Annotated in this window: 12 protein-coding genes; 6 read left to right on the top strand and 6 right to left on the bottom strand. The window is 71.3% G+C overall.

The window, feature by feature from the left end:
- Positions 1-198: 198 nt before the first annotated feature.
- The 6 genes from ITJ54_RS12940 to ITJ54_RS12915 all read left to right on the top strand — a co-directional run bounded on the left by ITJ54_RS12940 (position 199) and on the right by ITJ54_RS12915 (position 7,302).
- A complete protein-coding gene (locus ITJ54_RS12940) occupies positions 199-1,440 on the top strand; it encodes an ROK family transcriptional regulator (protein WP_194628922.1) in 1,242 nt (413 codons plus the stop codon).
- Positions 1,441-1,599: 159 nt separating this feature from the next.
- The gene (locus tag ITJ54_RS12935; protein ID WP_194628921.1) at positions 1,600-2,940 is read left to right on the top strand and encodes an extracellular solute-binding protein; all 1,341 of its coding nucleotides are present in this window, start codon (positions 1,600-1,602) and stop codon (positions 2,938-2,940) included.
- Positions 2,940-3,986, top strand: a complete 1,047-nt coding sequence (locus ITJ54_RS12930; RefSeq protein WP_228509402.1) for a carbohydrate ABC transporter permease — start codon at positions 2,940-2,942, stop codon at positions 3,984-3,986. Before ITJ54_RS12935 ends, ITJ54_RS12930 begins: the two co-directional genes overlap by 1 nt.
- Positions 3,987-4,090: 104 nt before the next feature.
- Positions 4,091-4,903: a carbohydrate ABC transporter permease gene (locus tag ITJ54_RS12925; protein ID WP_228509401.1), complete on the top strand. Its 813-nt coding sequence runs from the start codon at positions 4,091-4,093 to the stop codon at positions 4,901-4,903.
- A 6-nt stretch (positions 4,904-4,909) separates the two neighbouring features.
- Entirely contained in the window at positions 4,910-6,217 is a 1,308-nt protein-coding gene (locus ITJ54_RS18340) for a 6-phospho-beta-glucosidase (protein WP_194628917.1), read from the top strand.
- A gap of 83 nt (positions 6,218-6,300) precedes the next feature.
- Entirely contained in the window at positions 6,301-7,302 is a 1,002-nt protein-coding gene (locus tag ITJ54_RS12915) for an N-acetylglucosamine kinase (protein ID WP_323741715.1), read from the top strand.
- A gap of 259 nt (positions 7,303-7,561) precedes the next feature.
- Here the strand turns inward: ITJ54_RS12915 and ITJ54_RS12910 are convergent, their stop codons facing one another.
- The 6 genes from ITJ54_RS12910 to ITJ54_RS12885 form a co-directional block, all read right to left on the bottom strand.
- Positions 7,562-8,260, bottom strand: coding sequence for a methyltransferase domain-containing protein (locus ITJ54_RS12910; RefSeq protein WP_323741714.1), 699 nt, complete (start codon positions 8,258-8,260; stop codon positions 7,562-7,564).
- A 20-nt stretch (positions 8,261-8,280) separates the two neighbouring features.
- Entirely contained in the window at positions 8,281-9,408 is a 1,128-nt protein-coding gene (locus ITJ54_RS12905) for a type III polyketide synthase (RefSeq protein ID WP_194628914.1), read from the bottom strand.
- A gap of 89 nt (positions 9,409-9,497) precedes the next feature.
- On the bottom strand, positions 9,498-10,997 hold the full coding sequence (gene gatB / locus ITJ54_RS12900) for an Asp-tRNA(Asn)/Glu-tRNA(Gln) amidotransferase subunit GatB (RefSeq protein ID WP_194628912.1): 1,500 nt from the start codon (positions 10,995-10,997) through the stop codon (positions 9,498-9,500).
- On the bottom strand, positions 10,997-12,544 hold the full coding sequence (gatA, locus tag ITJ54_RS12895) for an Asp-tRNA(Asn)/Glu-tRNA(Gln) amidotransferase subunit GatA (protein ID WP_194628911.1): 1,548 nt from the start codon (positions 12,542-12,544) through the stop codon (positions 10,997-10,999). Before gatA ends, gatB begins: the two co-directional genes overlap by 1 nt.
- Positions 12,541-12,840 carry an Asp-tRNA(Asn)/Glu-tRNA(Gln) amidotransferase subunit GatC gene (gene gatC, locus ITJ54_RS12890; RefSeq protein ID WP_071271805.1) on the bottom strand — a complete coding sequence of 100 codons (300 nt, stop codon included), beginning with the start codon at positions 12,838-12,840 and terminating at the stop codon, positions 12,541-12,543. The genes gatA and gatC overlap by 4 nt, the downstream gene beginning before the upstream one ends.
- Positions 12,841-13,004: 164 nt before the next feature.
- The gene (locus ITJ54_RS12885; RefSeq protein WP_194628909.1) at positions 13,005-15,350 is read right to left on the bottom strand and encodes a transglycosylase domain-containing protein; all 2,346 of its coding nucleotides are present in this window, start codon (positions 15,348-15,350) and stop codon (positions 13,005-13,007) included.
- Positions 15,351-15,464: the final 114 nt, after the last annotated feature.

Genomic DNA, 15,464 nt, shown 5'->3' with positions numbered 1-15,464 from the left:
TTCCGACCCATGACGGTCGCGCTGGCGAGCGGGATCGCGCGTGGTGGGTCGGAAGGAACGACCTCCTACGCGCGAAACGACCCCCAACGCGCGAAAGCGCCACCCACCCCACCCCCCGTGTTTCGCGCAGCGGAACGCGTGTTTCGGAACTGTGAACAAACCTTTCAGTAAAGAAGGTTGTCCGTTACAGTCCTCGACATGACACCACGAGGACGCACCCCCGGGCAGCCGGCCCTCCTCCGCGTGCTCAACGACCGCGCCGCCCTCAGCCTGCTGCTCGACGACGGCCCGATGACGCGGAACGAGATCGCCCAGCGCACCGGCCTGAGCAAGCCGACCGCCGCCGAGATCATCCGCCGACTCGAAGCCGCGGGGCTCCTCCGCGAAGCCGGCACCGACTCGCAGGCCGGCCGCCGCGGCCCGAGCGCCGTCGTGTACGAGGCCATCACCGACCGCGACCTCGCCGTCGCCGTGGACGTCCAACTCGTCGACGTCCGCTCGACCGTCGTCGACGCAAGCGGGCGGTCCTACCCCGTCGCCGAGCACCGGATGGACGAGCAGGAGATGCGCGCGCCGGGCGAGGACATCGTCGCGGCCGCCGTCAGCCGTGCCGCAGCGGCCGCGGGCATCGACCCCGACCTCGTCACCGCCGTCGCCGTGGGCGTGCAGGCCAGTGTCGACCACGCCACGGACACCCTCATCTTCACCGACGGCCTGCCGGGGTGGCCGCGCGAGCAGGTCTCGCGGACCCTGTCGGACGCCCTCGGCGTGCGGGTCGTCATCGAGAACGACGCCAACCTCGCGGCGATCGCCGAGCGGAACATGGGTGCGGGCCGCGCCCCCGGCTCGTTCGCGCTGTTCTGGATGGCGGAGGGCCTCGGCATGGCACTCGACCTCGACGGCCGTCTGCACGCCGGGGCCTCGGGCGCCGCGGGCGAGATCGGCTACCTGAGCGTGCCCGCCGACGCGCTCCCCCTCGACCCGACGGCGACGATCGTCGCGGACCTCATCTCCGAGCCCGCGATCATCGCCCTCGCCGCCGAACACGGGATCACGGCGCCGGACGGCAGTGCTGCCGACTGGCGTCAGGTGCTCCCGCAGCTGCCGGGGCTCCCCGCGCAGCACCCCTTCATGACCGCCCTCGGCGAGCGCGTCGGGCACAACGTGCTCCCCGCCCTCGCCGTGGCCGACCCCGAGACGGTCGTGCTGCACGGCCCGACCGGGATCGCGGGCGGTCCCGCTCTGGCCGCCGCGGTGACCGCCTGGCTCAGGACCCGCTCGCGCTGGTCCACGGCCGTGGTGCCACCCGGCGTCCCCGACACCCCCGTCCTCCACGGCGCACGACACGTCCTCATCGACGTCGTGCGGTCCGCGCTCGGCGACCGGCTCGAGACCATCAGCGACGATGCGCCCGAGCCGGACACCGTCCAGCGCACCTAGACCAGCACCACTCCCACCCGCACCACTCGAGGCACATCCACCCCAGCCCTGTCACAGGGCTCTTCGTCGCGCCCGGAACCAGGGCCCGTCGCACGGACGACGTCCGCGCGGTCGGCCCCGGACGAGCAACACGGAGCGAGACCAGAGAGCGAGTACCGCATGTCACTCCCCCGTCCCACCCTCCGGCGGATCGTCACCGCGACCGCCGTCGCCGCCACCGGCGCCCTCGTCATGGCCGGCTGCAGCTCCGGCAGCAGCGCGGCGTCGATCGACAAGGCCGCGCCGAAGGAGCTCAAGGGCACCGTGTCCCTGTGGCACTTCTTCACCGGTCGCGAGGCCGGCGTCGTGCAGAGCGCCGTCGACGGCTTCGAGAAGGCCAACCCCGACGTGAAGGTCGACATCCACGCCGGGCAGGACGACGAGAAGCTGCAGAAGGCCATCTCGTCAGGGCAGAACATCGACGTGGGACTGTCGTACTCGACCGCGATCGTCGGCAGCTTCTGCTCCTCCGGTGCCTTCCGCGACCTGTCGCCGTACATCAAGCGGGACAAGGTCGACATCTCCGACATCCCGAAGGCGGTCCGGGGCTACACGGCCTACAAGGGCACGCGCTGCACGCTCCCGGCCCTCGCCGACGTGAGCGCGCTGATGTACAACAAGGCGGCGTTCGCGAAGGCCGGCATCACCACACCACCGAAGACCCTCGACGAGCTCAAGGCCGACGGTCTGAAGCTGACGACGTACAACGCGGACGGCTCGATCAAGCAGCTCGGCTTCAACCCGCTCATCGACTTCTACGAGAACTCGCCCGAGCACTTCGCGCCGATGATCAACGGCACCTGGTTGGACACGAAGGGGAACAGCGAGATCGGCTCCTCCCCCGACTGGAAGAAGCTGATCGAGTGGCAGAAGGGCTACGTCGACGCGATCGGCTACGACAAGCTCAAGGCCTTCACGTCCGGCCTCGGCCAGGAGTTCGCCGCCGACAACGCGTTCCAGACCGGCCAGGTCGCCATGCAGATCGACGGCGAGTACCGCACCGCGTTCATCAAGGACCAGAAGCCGGACCTCGACTACGGCACCGCCCCCACCCCGGTGCTGGACGGCGTCGGCAACTACGGCTCGACGTACATCGCGGGCAACGTGGCGGGTGTCGCGAAGGGCTCGAAGAACCCGGAGCTCGCCTGGGCACTGCTCAAGTACCTGTCGACGGACACGGACGCGCAGGTCACGCTCGGCAACGGGCTGAAGAACATCCCGACGCTCACGTCCGCCCTGAAGTCCCCCGACCTCGAGGTGGACGCGAACTACAAGACCTTCGTCGACGTCGCCGGTGACCCGAAGACGATCACGTCCCCCGCGACCGCGGACGGCGCCGCCTACATCGGCACGTTCACGAAGTTCTGGCAGGCCTACCAGCAGAACGGCGGGGACCTCGACGCCAAGCTGAAGAAGCTCGACTCGGACATCGACAACGCGAACCAGCTGGCGGGTCCCTGATGAGCACACCCACCAAGACCGCCTCCGGCCGGGAGGCCCGGCTCGGCCGGTCCTCCCGGCCCACGGGCCCGACGGGGTCCGGTCCGGTGCCCGCCGCGGCCCCGCCCCGTCGGCGCCGCTCCGCGGACTCGCGCCGCCGTCTGGTCGCACTCGGGATGCTGGCGCCGGCCCTGGCGGGACTCGCGATCTTCTTCGCCTACCCGCTCGTGGCATCGGTCTTCTACTCGTTCACGCGGTACAACCAGCTGCAGGAACCGCAGTTCGTCGGGCTGCTCAACTACAAGTTCCTGTTCACCCAGGACCCGCAGATCGGGCCGGCGGTCCTCAACACGATCTGGTTCGTCGTCATCCTGGTGCCGGTCCGCATCGTGTTCGGGCTGCTCGTCGCTGGGCTGCTCAGCCGCGCGAAGACGATGACCGGGTTCTGGCGGACGCTGTTCTACCTGCCCGCCCTGGTGCCGCCGGTGGCGAGCGTCGTGGCGTTCGTGTTCCTGTTCAACCCCGGCACCGGGCCGGTGAACCAGATCCTGCGGGTCTTCGGCATCGACGGACCACTGTGGTTCAACGACCCGTCGTGGTCGAAGCCCTCGCTCGTGATCCTGGGCGTCTGGGTGATGGGCGACATCATGATCATCTTCCTGGCGTCCCTGCTCGACGTACCACGCGACCTGTACGAGGCCGCGTCGCTCGACGGTGCGACCGGGATGCAGCAGGTCCGACACATCACGCTGCCGACCATCTCGCCGGTGATCGGCTTCGCCGCCGTGACCGGGGTGATCGCCGCCCTGCAGTACTTCACCGAGGCCGCGGTCGCGTCGAGCGTCGCGTCCGGCAAGGCCACGATCGGCGGCGGGACGGCGGCGCTGCTCGGGTACCCGGGCACGTCGCTGCTGACCTACACCGAGCTGCTGTACCAGCACGGGTTCGCGAACTTCCAGTTCGGGTACGCGTCCGCCATGGCCGTCGTGCTGTTCGTGGTGACCGCCGTGGTGCTCGTGTTCACGTTGCGCCGGATCTCTGTGTTCCGGCCGGAGGACGGATCATGAGCACAGTCGGCCGGAGGACACCGGCAACGCGGCCGAAGGCCGTCCGCGCCCTGGAGTTGCCGTCTCCCACTCCCCGCACGCCAGCTGGGAAGCCTCGCCGGAACATGCTCCTGTGGGTCGCCGAGCACGCCGCACTCGTCGCGGTCGCCGTGCTGACGATCGCCCCGATCCTGTTCGTGGTCCTGACGTCGCTGATGTCGAGCAACCAGGCCCTGACGGCGTCGATCATCCCGAAGCCCTTCGACCTGAGCAACTACGGCAAGGTCTTCACGGAGCTGCCGCTCGCGCAGTGGTTCGGCAACTCGGCGCTCTACGCCGTGCTCGCCACCGCGTTCATGCTCGTCAGCTCGGTGCCGGCCGCGTACGCGCTCGCCCAGATCAAGTTCAAGGGCGCCAACCTCATCTTCACCGTGATCATCGTCGCGATGCTCCTGCCCCCGCAGGTCACCGCGGTGCCGGTCTACGTGATGTGGTCGCACCTGCACCTGACCGGCACGCTGTGGCCGCTGATCCTGCCGAACCTGCTCGGGGACGCGTTCAGCATCTTCCTGCTCCGGCAGTTCTTCATGACGATCCCGAAGGAGTACGGCGACGCCGCACGCATCGACGGCTGCGGTGAGTGGCGGGTGCTCTGGCGCGTGATCGTGCCGATGGCCCGACCGGGCATCGCGTCCGCCGCCATCTTCATGTTCTTCCACTCGTGGAACGACTACTACGGCCCGCTCCTGTACGCGTCCGAGAACCAGGCCGCCTGGCCGGTGGCGTACGGTCTCGCGACGTTCCGCGGGCAGCACGGCACCGACTGGTCGATGACGATGGCGATGACCGTCGTCGTCATGGTCCCGGTCGTCATCATCTTCTTCTTCGCACAGAAGGCATTCGTCGAGGGCATCGCGCTCACCGGCGTGAAGGGATAAGCACCAGTGAAACTCACAGTCGTTGGTGGCGGTTCCACCTACACCCCCGAACTCGTGGACGGCTTCGCCCGGCTCCGCGACCAACTCCCCATCGACGAGCTCTGGCTCGTCGACCCCGACCCCGTGCGCCGCGAACTCGTCGGCGGTGTGGCGAAGCGGATGTTCGCCCACGCCGGCCACCCGGGCACCGTGCACGTGACCGACGACGTCGTCGCGGGCGTGACCGACGCCGACGCCGTGATGTTCCAGCTCCGCATCGGCGGGCAGGCGGCCAGGCAGCAGGACGAGACCTGGCCGCACGAAGCCTGCTGCATCGGGCAGGAGACCACCGGCCCCGGCGGCTTCGCGAAGGCGCTGCGCACCGTGCCCGTCGTGCTCGAGTACGCCGAGCTGGTCCGCAAGCACGCCAAGCCCGACGCCTGGATCGTCGACTTCACGAACCCGGTCGGCATCGTCACGCGGGCACTGCTCGAGGCCGGACACCGCGCCGTCGGCCTCTGCAACGTGGCGATCGGCTTCCAGCGGCGCTTCGCGAAGGAGTTCGGTGTCGCGCCGGACCACGTACGGCTCGACCACGTCGGCCTGAACCACCTGACGTGGGAGCGCGGCGTGCACGTCACCGGCGCCGACGGGTCCTCGCGCGACGTGCTCGACGAGCTGCTCAGCCCGGACGGCGGCGCACTCACCCGGATGTCCGAGAGCGTCCACATGGGCGAGGACCTGATCCGGCTCCAACATGCCATCCCCTCGTACTACCTGCGGTACTTCTACAGCCACGACGTCGTGCTCGAGGAACAGCTCCACGAGCCCACGCGCGCCGAGGCCGTCATGGAGACCGAACGGGCACTGCTGGCGAAGTACGCGGACCCGTCCGTCGTCACGAAGCCCGTCGAGCTCGAGCAGCGCGGTGGTGCGTACTACTCCGAGGCAGCGATCGACGTGCTCTCCTCGATCCTCAGCGACCGCGGCGACGTGCAGGTGCTCAACGTCCGGAACGACGGCACGTTCCCGTTCCTCCCCGACGACCACGTCATCGAGGTGCCGGCGCGCGTCACCCGGCAGGCGATCACCCCGCTGCCCGTGAACCCGCTCGACCCCGACATGGCCGGACTCGTCGCGCACGTCGCCGGGTACGAACGCCTGGCCCTCGACGCGGCCGTGCACGGTGGCCGCGACCGGGTGCTCCGCGCGATGTGGGCGCACCCGCTCGTCGGGCAGCTCGACAAGGCCGAGAAGCTGACCGACCTGCTGCTGGCCGCGAACGCGGACCACATCCCGTGGGCGCGATCGGAGCAGGGGACGTGGGCGGGTTGAGCCGAGCCGGCGAGGCGGGGACGGCCCGAGCCTCCCGTCCGACGGCTCCGCCGCGTACCACGGCACCGCAGGCGACCGACGTCGTGCTCGCCGTCGACGGCGGCGGCAGCAAGACCGACGTCGTCGCGATCGCCCTGGACGGCTCGATCGTCGGCCACGCCCGCGGGCCGGGCTCGAACCCGCAGACCCGCGGGTGGGAGCTGGCCGGCCCGATCCTCGACGACGTGCGCGGGCGGGTGGTGCGCTCGCTCGGCGGTGCGCGGATCCTGACCACGCACGTGTACCTGGCGGGGCTCGACCTGCATGACGAGCTCGTCGCGGCCGAGGCGGCCCTGGCCCACTGGGCCGAGGACGGCGGCGCGCCGGACGTCCTCGACAACGACCTGTTCGCGCTGCTGCGGGCCGGCACCCTGTCCCCGGACGCCGCCGCGGTCGTGTGCGGCACCGGGATCAACGCCCTCGCCGTCCGTGCCGACGGCGAGACGTCCCGGTTCCCGGCGATCGGGGACGTCTCCGGCGACTGGGGCGGCGGTGCCTGGCTCGGCAACCGGGCGCTCTGGCACGCGGCCCGTGCGGAGGACGGCCGTGGTCCCGCCACGGCACTCGAGGCAGCGGTGCCGGCGGCGCTCGGGCTCGACACCGTCCGTTCGGTCACCGAGGCCATCCACTTCGGCCGGCTCGACCCGGGCGTGGTGAACCGGCTCTGCCCCGTGCTGTTCGAGGTCGCCGGGGCCGGTGACGCCGTCGCTGCCGGGGTCGTGGCACGCCAGGCGGAGGAGATCGTCCTGCTGGCGGCCGTCGCGCTCGAGCGCCTCGGGCTCGGTGGATCGGCAGCGGTGCCGGTGCCCGTCGTGCTCGGCGGGGGCGTGCTCGCGGCACGGCACCCGCTGCTCGTCGACGCGGTCGTGGACGGCCTCGCCGCCCGGGTCCCCGGCGCGGTGCCCACGTGGGTGACCGTCCCGCCGGTGCTCGGCGCGGGGTTCGCGGCGCTCGAGTCCGTCGGGGCCGGGGCCGCGGCGCTCGAGCGGTACCGCGCGGCGGTGCTGTCGCGGTCGTTCGCGTCGACGACGTCCCTCATCCGCTGAGCCGCAGGCCGCGGGGCGGGTGCGCGACCGAGACACCGGTGTCTGGCGCGAGAGCGCGACCGAGACACCGGTGTCTGGCCGAGACGCCTCTGAAGCCGCGAGACGCCGCCGGGAACGACGGCGTCTCGGCGGCCGGGCGGCGTCTCGCGCAGACGGGGGTGTCTCGCTCGCGTGCCCTGTCGAGACGCCCTCGTCGCAGCCGTCTGCGCCCGCCCGAGACACCGGCGCCCATCGCAGACGGGGGTGTCTCGTCCGCGGCTCAGGCGTCGCGGATCGCGAGCACGCGGTGCGGGGTCGCCTGCTCCGCGCGCCACCCCGACGGCAGCGCAGCGCTGAGCTCCGGCACCGTGAAGCTCCGCCGGATCGAGCGCAGCCCGTCCACGCGGACGAACGTCCCCGCCGACACCAGGGCGGACCCGAACGCGTAGGCCCGGTACGCCGCAGCCGACCGGCGGATGTCGGAGTGCAGACTGCGTGTCGTCGCCAGGGCCTCGGAGTCGGCCAGGAACCCGGCTCGCTCCTCGTCGCCGAGGTGGTGCAGCACGTGGTTCGACACGACGACGTCGAACCGCTCCCCCGCCGTCACCAGGTCGCCGCTCGACTGCTCGCGGAAGGTCACGCCGCGGGGCGCCCGTCGGGTCGCCGCGTCGATCGCACGCGGGTCCGGGTCGACGCCCACGACCTCGACGTCGAAGCCGTCGCTGGCGGCCCACCGCGCGATCGCCCGGGCCAGGTCACCACCACCGCACCCGAGGTCGAGGATCCGACCCTGACCGTGCGCCGGCAGCGCGGGCACGACGTGCGTCCGCCACACCGACCGCCATCCGCTGACCAGCGCGTTGACCAGGGCGAACCGACGGAACGTCCGCGCGAGTGCCCGCGGGTCGCAGTCCGGGTCGTCCATGAGTTCACGGAGCTCCAGGTCGCGGACGCGCAGGTCGAGTGCCGGGAGGCTCACCCCGGCATCGTCAGGACGACTCACGACGCGACCGTGGCCAGGTCCAGGGCCTCGCTCGCCACCGCCACGGAGGTCCCGACCGCGGTGAGCGCAGCGCTCTCGACGGTGAGCCCCGGGCCGAAGGCGAGCGCGACGACCGGGCTGCCGTCCTCGATGCCGGCGTCCAGCGCGTGCCGGAGGACGAACAGCACGGTGGCGCTCGACATGTTGCCGTGGTCACGGAGCACAGCACGGCTGCTCACCATCGCCGAGTCGGGCAGCCCGAGCGCGTCCTGCGTGCGGTCGAGGATGGCGCGGCCGCCGGGGTGCACCGCCCACACGGGGACGTCGGCAGCCGGGCCGTCGAGCAGCGGACCGACGGCCTCGGCGACCGTCGCACCGACGAGCTTGGGGACCGCGGTGCTGAGGACCATCTCGAAGCCCTCGTCGCCGATGTTCCACGCCATCTCCGACGCCCCCTCGGGCACGACGGTGGTGGCGAACGCGTCGAGCCGTAGTCCGGGGCCGTCAGCGGTCACGACGGCAGCGGCAGCGCCGTCGCCGAAGACGCTGTTGGCGACGATCTGGTCGGGGTCGTTCGACGCCCGGACGTGCAGCGTGCACAGCTCGGCGCAGACGACGAGCACCACGGCGGTCGGGTCGGACTCGGCGAACGCGGCAGCACTCCGGAGCGCGGGGAACGCGGCGCAGCAGCCCATGAACCCGATGTGGTGCCGGAACACGGTGCGGCGCAGGCCGAGCTCCGTGACGATGGCCAGGTCGGGGCCCGGCTGCGTGAAGCCCGTGCACGACACGGTCATGACGTGGGTGACGTCGGCGGCGTCGACACCGGCACGCTCGAGGGCGTCCCGCGCGGACTCGACGTACAGCGCCGGCGCGAGGTCGCGGTACCGGTCGTTCCGCATGCCGGTGGACGGCGAGTGCAGCAGCCCCTCGGCGTCGCGGAACGGGCCGGGCGCCGCAGAGGCGTCGAGCTCACCGAGGACGGTGTGCCGGTGCTCCACCGCCGAGGCGTCGAACGCGGCGGGGACGATCCGGCTGCCGAGTCGGCCGAGGCCGGGCTGGGAGGCGAAGAGGTCCCGGACGGCGACCTGCTGCAGGGTCGTGGCGGGGACGGCGGTCCCGATGGCACGGATGGTTGCTGACACGCCTCATCCTGTCACCGGGTCGTGCGCATGTCCTCAGGAACGACGGAGGCACCCGGCGCGTCGCCGGGTGCCTCCTGGGGTGTGCGTCGCTACGCCTGTGCGCGCTCCAACACGAGCTCACGGACGCGGGCCGCGTCCGCCTGGCCCTGCATGGACTTCATCACGGCGCCGATGATCGCGCCGGCGGCCTGCACCTTGCCGTCGCGGATCTTCGCCAGGACGTCGGGCTGCGCCGCGAGTGCCTGGTCGACGGCGGCGGTGAGGGCGGAGTCGTCCGAGACGACCTTGAGCCCACGCGACTCGACGACGGCCGACGGGGAGCCCTCGCCGGCGATGACGCCCTCGAGCACCTGGCGTGCCAGTCGGTCGGTCAGCTCGCCGGACTCGACGAGCGTGATGAGCTCCGCGACGTGCGCGGGTGACACCAGCTCGCCGGGGGTGGTGTCCCGGGAGTTGGCGACGCGGCTGATCTCACCGGTCCACCACTTGCGTGCGGCCTGCGGGGCGGCCCCGGCGGCGATGGTGGCCTCGACCTCGTCGAGCAGCCCGCCGTTGACGACGTCCTGGAACTCCAGGTCCGCGAAGCCCCAGTCGCCCTTGAGCCGACGACGCCGGGCTACGGGGGCTTCGGGCAGGGCGGCGCGGAGCTCCTCGATCATGGCGGGGTCGGGGACCACCGGCAGCAGGTCGGGCTCCGGGAAGTAGCGGTAGTCGTCGGCGTCCGACTTCGGGCGTCCGGCCGAGGTGCGCCCGGTGTCCTCGTGCCAGTGCCGGGTCTCCTGCGTGATCGTCCCGCCGTCGGCGAGGATCGCCGCCTGGCGCTGGATCTCGTAGCGGATCGCCCGCTCGACGGCACGGAAGGAGTTGACGTTCTTCGTCTCGGTGCGGGTGCCGAGCTTCTCCTGGCCCCACGGACGCAGCGAGATGTTGGCGTCGCAGCGCAGGTTGCCGCGTTCCATGCGGGCCTCGGACACCCCGAGCGCGCGGACCAGGTCGCGGATGACCTGCACGTACGCGGCGCCGAGCTCCGGGGCACGGTGTGCAGCACCGACGATCGGCTTCGTGACGATCTCGACGAGCGGTACCCCGGCGCGGTTGTAGTCGACGAGCGAGTACTCGGCACCCTGGATGCGACCCGTGGCTCCACCGACGTGCGTCAGCTTGCCGGCGTCCTCTTCCATGTGGGCGCGCTCGATCGGGATCTGGAACAGCGTGCCGTCCGCGAGTTCGACCTCGACCTCGCCCTCGTAGGCGATGGGCTCGTCGTACTGGGAGATCTGGTAGTTCTTCGGGTTGTCCGGGTAGAAGTAGTTCTTCCGCGAGAACCGCGACGACTCGGCGATCGAGCAGCCGAGCGCCAGGCCCAGGCTGACCGAGAAGCGCACGGCCTGCTCGTTCACGACGGGGAGCGACCCGGGCAGCCCGAGGTCCACCGGCGTGACGTTCGTGTTCGGCTCGCCGCCGAAGAAGTTCGGGGCGTCGGAGAACATCTTCGTCGCGGTCGCGAGCTCGACGTGGACCTCGAAGCCGAGGACCGGTTCGAAGCGCTCGAGTGCCTCGTCGAAGTCCATGAGTGCGTCCTTGGCCATCAGACCACGCCTTCCTCTGCTGCCGACTGCTGACCGGGGTCGAGGTCGGGGATCCGGGAGATGAGCGGGGCACCCCACTGCTGCTCGAGCAGGCGCTCGAGCGCCGCACCGTAGCGGTAGAGCCGGGCGTCCTCGCGCTGGGGCGCCATGAGCTGGATGCCGGTCGGCAGACCGTCCTCTGGTGCCAGGCCGTTCGGGATGCTCATCCCCGGGACGCCGGCCAGGTTCGCCGGGATCGTGGTGAGGTCGTTGAGGTACATCGACAGCGGGTCGTCGATCCGCTCGCCGAGCGGGAACGCCGTGGTCGGTGCGGACGGGCTGACGAGCAGGTCGACCTGCCCGAACGCCGCGTCGAAGTCGCGCTGCACGAGCGTGCGGACCTTCTGCGCGCTGCCGTAGTAGGCGTCGTAGTAGCCGGCGCTGAGCGCGTACGTGCCGAGGATGATGCGGCGCTTGACCTCGGGTCCGAAGCCGGCTTCACGCGTGGCGGCCATGACGTCCTCGACCGTGGCGCCGCCCTCGGGCGTGACGCGCAGGCCGAAGCGCACGGAGTCGAACTTGGCGAGGTTCGAGGAGGCCTCTGCCGGGAGGATCAGGTAGTACGCGCTGATGGCGTACGCGAAGCTCGGGGCGTCGATCTCGACGACGTCGGCACCGGCTGCCTGCAGGATCGCGACGGACTCCTGGAAGCGCTGGACGACGCCCGCCTGGAAGCCGTCGCCACCGGCGAGCTCCTTGACGACGCCGATGCGCAGCCCGCGGAGGGTGTCGGCCTGCAGCCCGTCGCGCGCCGCAGCGGCGAACGAGGGCCAGGCGTCACGGATCGAGGTGGAGTCCTTCGGGTCGTGCCCGCCGATGACGTCGTGCAGGAGCGCGGCGTCGAGGACGGTCCGGGCGACCGGTCCGACCTGGTCGAGGCTCGACGCCAGCGCGATGGCGCCGTAGCGGCTCACCCCGCCGTAGGTCGGCTTGACACCGACGGTGCCCGTGACGGCACCCGGCTGGCGGATGGAGCCACCGGTGTCCGACCCCAGTGCGAGCGGGGCCTCGTGCGCGGCGACCGCTGCGGCCGACCCGCCGCCGGAGCCGCCGGGGATCCGGTCGAGGTCCCACGGGTTGTGCGTCGGGCCGTACGCGGAGAACTCCGTCGTGGAGCCCATCGCGAACTCGTCCATGTTGGTCTTGCCGAGCGGCACCAGGCCGGCACGGCGGAGCTTGAGGACCGTGGTGGCGTCGTACGGCGGCACCCAGCCCTCGAGGATCTTCGACCCGGAGGTGGAGGGCATGTCGATGGTGCAGAGGACGTCCTTGATGGCGACCGGCACGCCGGCGAGGGGGCCGAGGTCGTCACCGGCGGCACGGCGCGAGTCGATCGACTTCGCGACGCCGAGGGCGTTCTGGTTGACGTGCAGGAACGCGTGGACGTCGCCGTCGACGGCCGCGATGCGGTCCAGGTGGGCCTGGGTGGCCTCGACGCTGGAGACGTCGCGCGCCACGAGGGCGTCGGCGAGCGCCGCGGCGCTCAGCTTCGTGATGTCGTCGGTCACTGCTCTTCTCCAAGGATCGCCGTCACACGGAACCGCTCGCCGTCGGAGTCGGGGGCGCCGGACAGCGCCTGCTCCTGGGTCAGCGTCTCGCCGACCACGTCGGGTCGGAGGACGTTCGGCAGCGTCACCGGGTGGCTCGTCGCGGGGACGTCCGGCGTGGCGACCTCGGTCACCTTCGCGACGCTGTCGACGATGTGCGACAGCTCCCCGGTCAGCTTCTCGATCTCGTCTGGCGTGAGTGCGATACGTGCGAGGTTCGCCAGGTGGGCGACCTGCTCGCTCGTGATGTCAGGCATGGTGCTCCGTCGATCGATTCGTCATGTGCGCACCAGTCTATTGGGCGGGCCGAGCGGGGTCGGGCCGCCTGTGGACGACGGAGCCGACCCGGGCCCTGGGGAGGACTGCCTGGAGGCCCGGTGCCGGTCCGCCGGACCGGTGTCGGGCCTCCAGGCGGTCGCCGTCAGTGCCGCTTCGCTGCACCGGCCACGGCACCGGCGACGGCCGCGGCTGCGGCTGCGGCGTCGGCAGCACCGGAGGCAGGAGCCGGAGCCGCCCCGGGTGCGGGAGCCGGGGCGCCGGCGGCAGGAGCGGCACCACCAGACGCGGCGGCACCGCCGTTCGCAGCGGCACCAGGGTTCGCGGAGCCGCCACCGGTCGCGGCCTGCTGGTGCGCCGGGGTCCCGATGAGCGCCTGGTCCGGCGCCGGCAGCGGGTCCCCGCCGACGTGCGCGTCGAGGTAGCCCATCATCGACTTCGCGACCCCGAACTTCGCGCTGTACCCGGTCGTGCCCTGCAGGAACGGCCAGTTCGCCAGCCGGACGCTGCCCAGGACGTTGCCGATCCAGGTCGCGTTCGTGTACTTCGTGCTCGACGCGACCAGCCAGTTCTGCACGTCGCCGTCGGTGGTCCCCGTCTTGGCGAACTTGGGCACCGAGTCCCCCGGGTTCGCGGTCGCGGCGGTCCCCTTGCCGCTCAGTACGCCCTGCAGTGCGTAGTCCACGGTGCCGGCGACCTCGGCCGACACACCTCGTGTGCACGACGCCGGGGTCGGGGTGATCTTCGTGCCGTCGGCGGTGGTGACGGAGTCGATCGCGGTCGGCGTGCACACGATGCCGCCGTTCGCGAACCCGGCGTACGCCTCGGCGAGGTCGATCGGCGACAACTCGTTCACGCCGAGGATCGAGGACGGGGTCTGTCCGAGCGCGCCGCCGTCTGCGCGGTGGATCCCCATCGACTTGGCCAGCTCGGCGATCTTGCACAGGTCGAGCTGCTTGCCCATCGCGCCGAACGCGGTGTTGATGGACTCGGTCGTCGCGTCCTGCACGGTCATCGACGCGGGGACGGCTTCGGCGTTCGCGACCGGCCAGACGCCACCGGAGACGTTCTGGCACGAGTTCGTGAACTCGGAGTTCTGGAAGGTGTGTTCGGTGGTCGGTACCGACTCGGACAGCGTGTGCCCGCTCGCCAGCCACTCGGCGAGCGTGAACACCTTGTAGGTCGACCCGGTCTGGAACCCGGTCGAGTTGCCGAAGCCCTCGTCGGCGCTGTAGTTCACCGCGGTCTCGCCACGCGTCGCCGAGTCGGATTGCGTGTAGGTCGTGTTCTGCACCATCGACAGGATGCGACCGGTGCCGGGCTCGACGGTGACGTTGGACCCGCCCGCGTCGACGCCCGCCATCGTCGTGGGGACGTACGAGGACAGGGCGTCCTGCGCCTGCCCCTGCAGGTCCAGGTCGAGCGAGGTGTGGATCTGCAGCCCCTTGGTGTCGAGGGTCGCGATGCGGTCCGCCGCCGTCGCGCCGAAGGCCGGGTCCCGCAGCACCTGGGCACGGACGTAGTCGCAGAAGTACCCGGCGTCGTGGTCCGTCGCGGCGGCGGAGCAGCCGTTCGCGGTCTGCGTGACGTGCGGCTGCACGGGCGTCGCGATCGCCTGCCGCTCCGCCGCGGCGCTGATCGAGTGGTGCGCGGCCATCCGACGCAGCACGTAGTCGCGACGCTGCTTGGTCTCCTTGTACCCGTTCGCCGCCCCGTTGCCGGTGTCGGACGGCTGGTCGATGCGCAGGTTCGCCGGGTTGTTCAGGATCGCCACGAGGGTCGCCGACTGCACCAGCGAGAGGTCCTTCGCGTGCACGCCGAAGTAGTACTCCGCACCGGCCTCCGCGCCGTACACCCGGCCGCCGAGGCCGACGATGTTGAGGTAGCCGGTCAGGATCTGCGTCTTCGTGTACTTCTTGTTCACGGCGATCGCGTAGCGGATCTCCTGCAGCTTGCGCTGCGGCGTGACCCCGGCGGCGTCCTGGTAGCAGGCGTCGATCTTCGCCTGCGTCGCCTTGGCGTCCTTGCCGGTCAGCTGCTCGCACTGCTGCACGAGGACGTTCTTGACGTACTGCTGGGTGATGCTCGACCCACCTTGCACGTCCCCACCGACCGCCGTGGCGGCAGCACCACGGAGGGTGCCGATGACGTCGATGCCGCCCTCCTCGTGGTAGCGCGGGTCCTCGGTGTCGATCGCGGCCTGCTTGAGCGTCGTCGCGATGGCGTCGGGCTTCACGACCGTGCGGTTCTCGGCGTAGAAGGACGCGATCTTGACCTGCTGCCCGCCCTGCTCCGCGTACACGGAGGACACCTGCTGCGGCGTCTGGACGTCGAGGTAGCTCGGCAGGTCCTCGAAGAACGCCGCCGCACCCGACGCTCCCTCACCGGCGACCGCGACCCCCGGGGTCACCGCGACCGCGACGAGCAGACCGGCGAGCACCGACATCACGACGAACATCAGGAGGGCGCCGGGCCACCGAACTACACGCATGGTCGGCACGGTAGGGAGCGGTCCTGGGTCGGGGCCGCTCCAGCAGCCCTCCTGGCTGCACCGCCGCTCAGGTTCCCGTGCAGGTGCGGTCCGGCACCCCCTGCGGAACGGCCT

Source organism: Curtobacterium sp. VKM Ac-2865, from assembly GCF_015350905.1.
Taxonomy (GTDB): Bacteria; Actinomycetota; Actinomycetes; order Actinomycetales; family Microbacteriaceae; genus Curtobacterium.
The sequence above is the reverse complement of the archived record's forward strand: the minus strand, read 5'-3'. Positions and strand labels throughout refer to the sequence as shown.

Coding starts and splice junctions, on each gene's coding strand:
- ITJ54_RS12940 (WP_194628922.1), top strand. CDS start 199: ATGACACCACGAGGACGCACCCCCGGGCAGCCGGCCCTCCTCCGCGTG.
- ITJ54_RS12935 (WP_194628921.1), top strand. CDS start 1,600: ATGTCACTCCCCCGTCCCACCCTCCGGCGGATCGTCACCGCGACCGCC.
- ITJ54_RS12930 (WP_228509402.1), top strand. CDS start 2,940: ATGAGCACACCCACCAAGACCGCCTCCGGCCGGGAGGCCCGGCTCGGC.
- ITJ54_RS12925 (WP_228509401.1), top strand. CDS start 4,091: ATGCTCCTGTGGGTCGCCGAGCACGCCGCACTCGTCGCGGTCGCCGTG.
- gatB (WP_194628912.1), bottom strand. CDS start 10,997: ATGGCCAAGGACGCACTCATGGACTTCGACGAGGCACTCGAGCGCTTC.
- gatC (WP_071271805.1), bottom strand. CDS start 12,840: ATGCCTGACATCACGAGCGAGCAGGTCGCCCACCTGGCGAACCTCGCA.
- ITJ54_RS12885 (WP_194628909.1), bottom strand. CDS start 15,350: ATGCGTGTAGTTCGGTGGCCCGGCGCCCTCCTGATGTTCGTCGTGATG.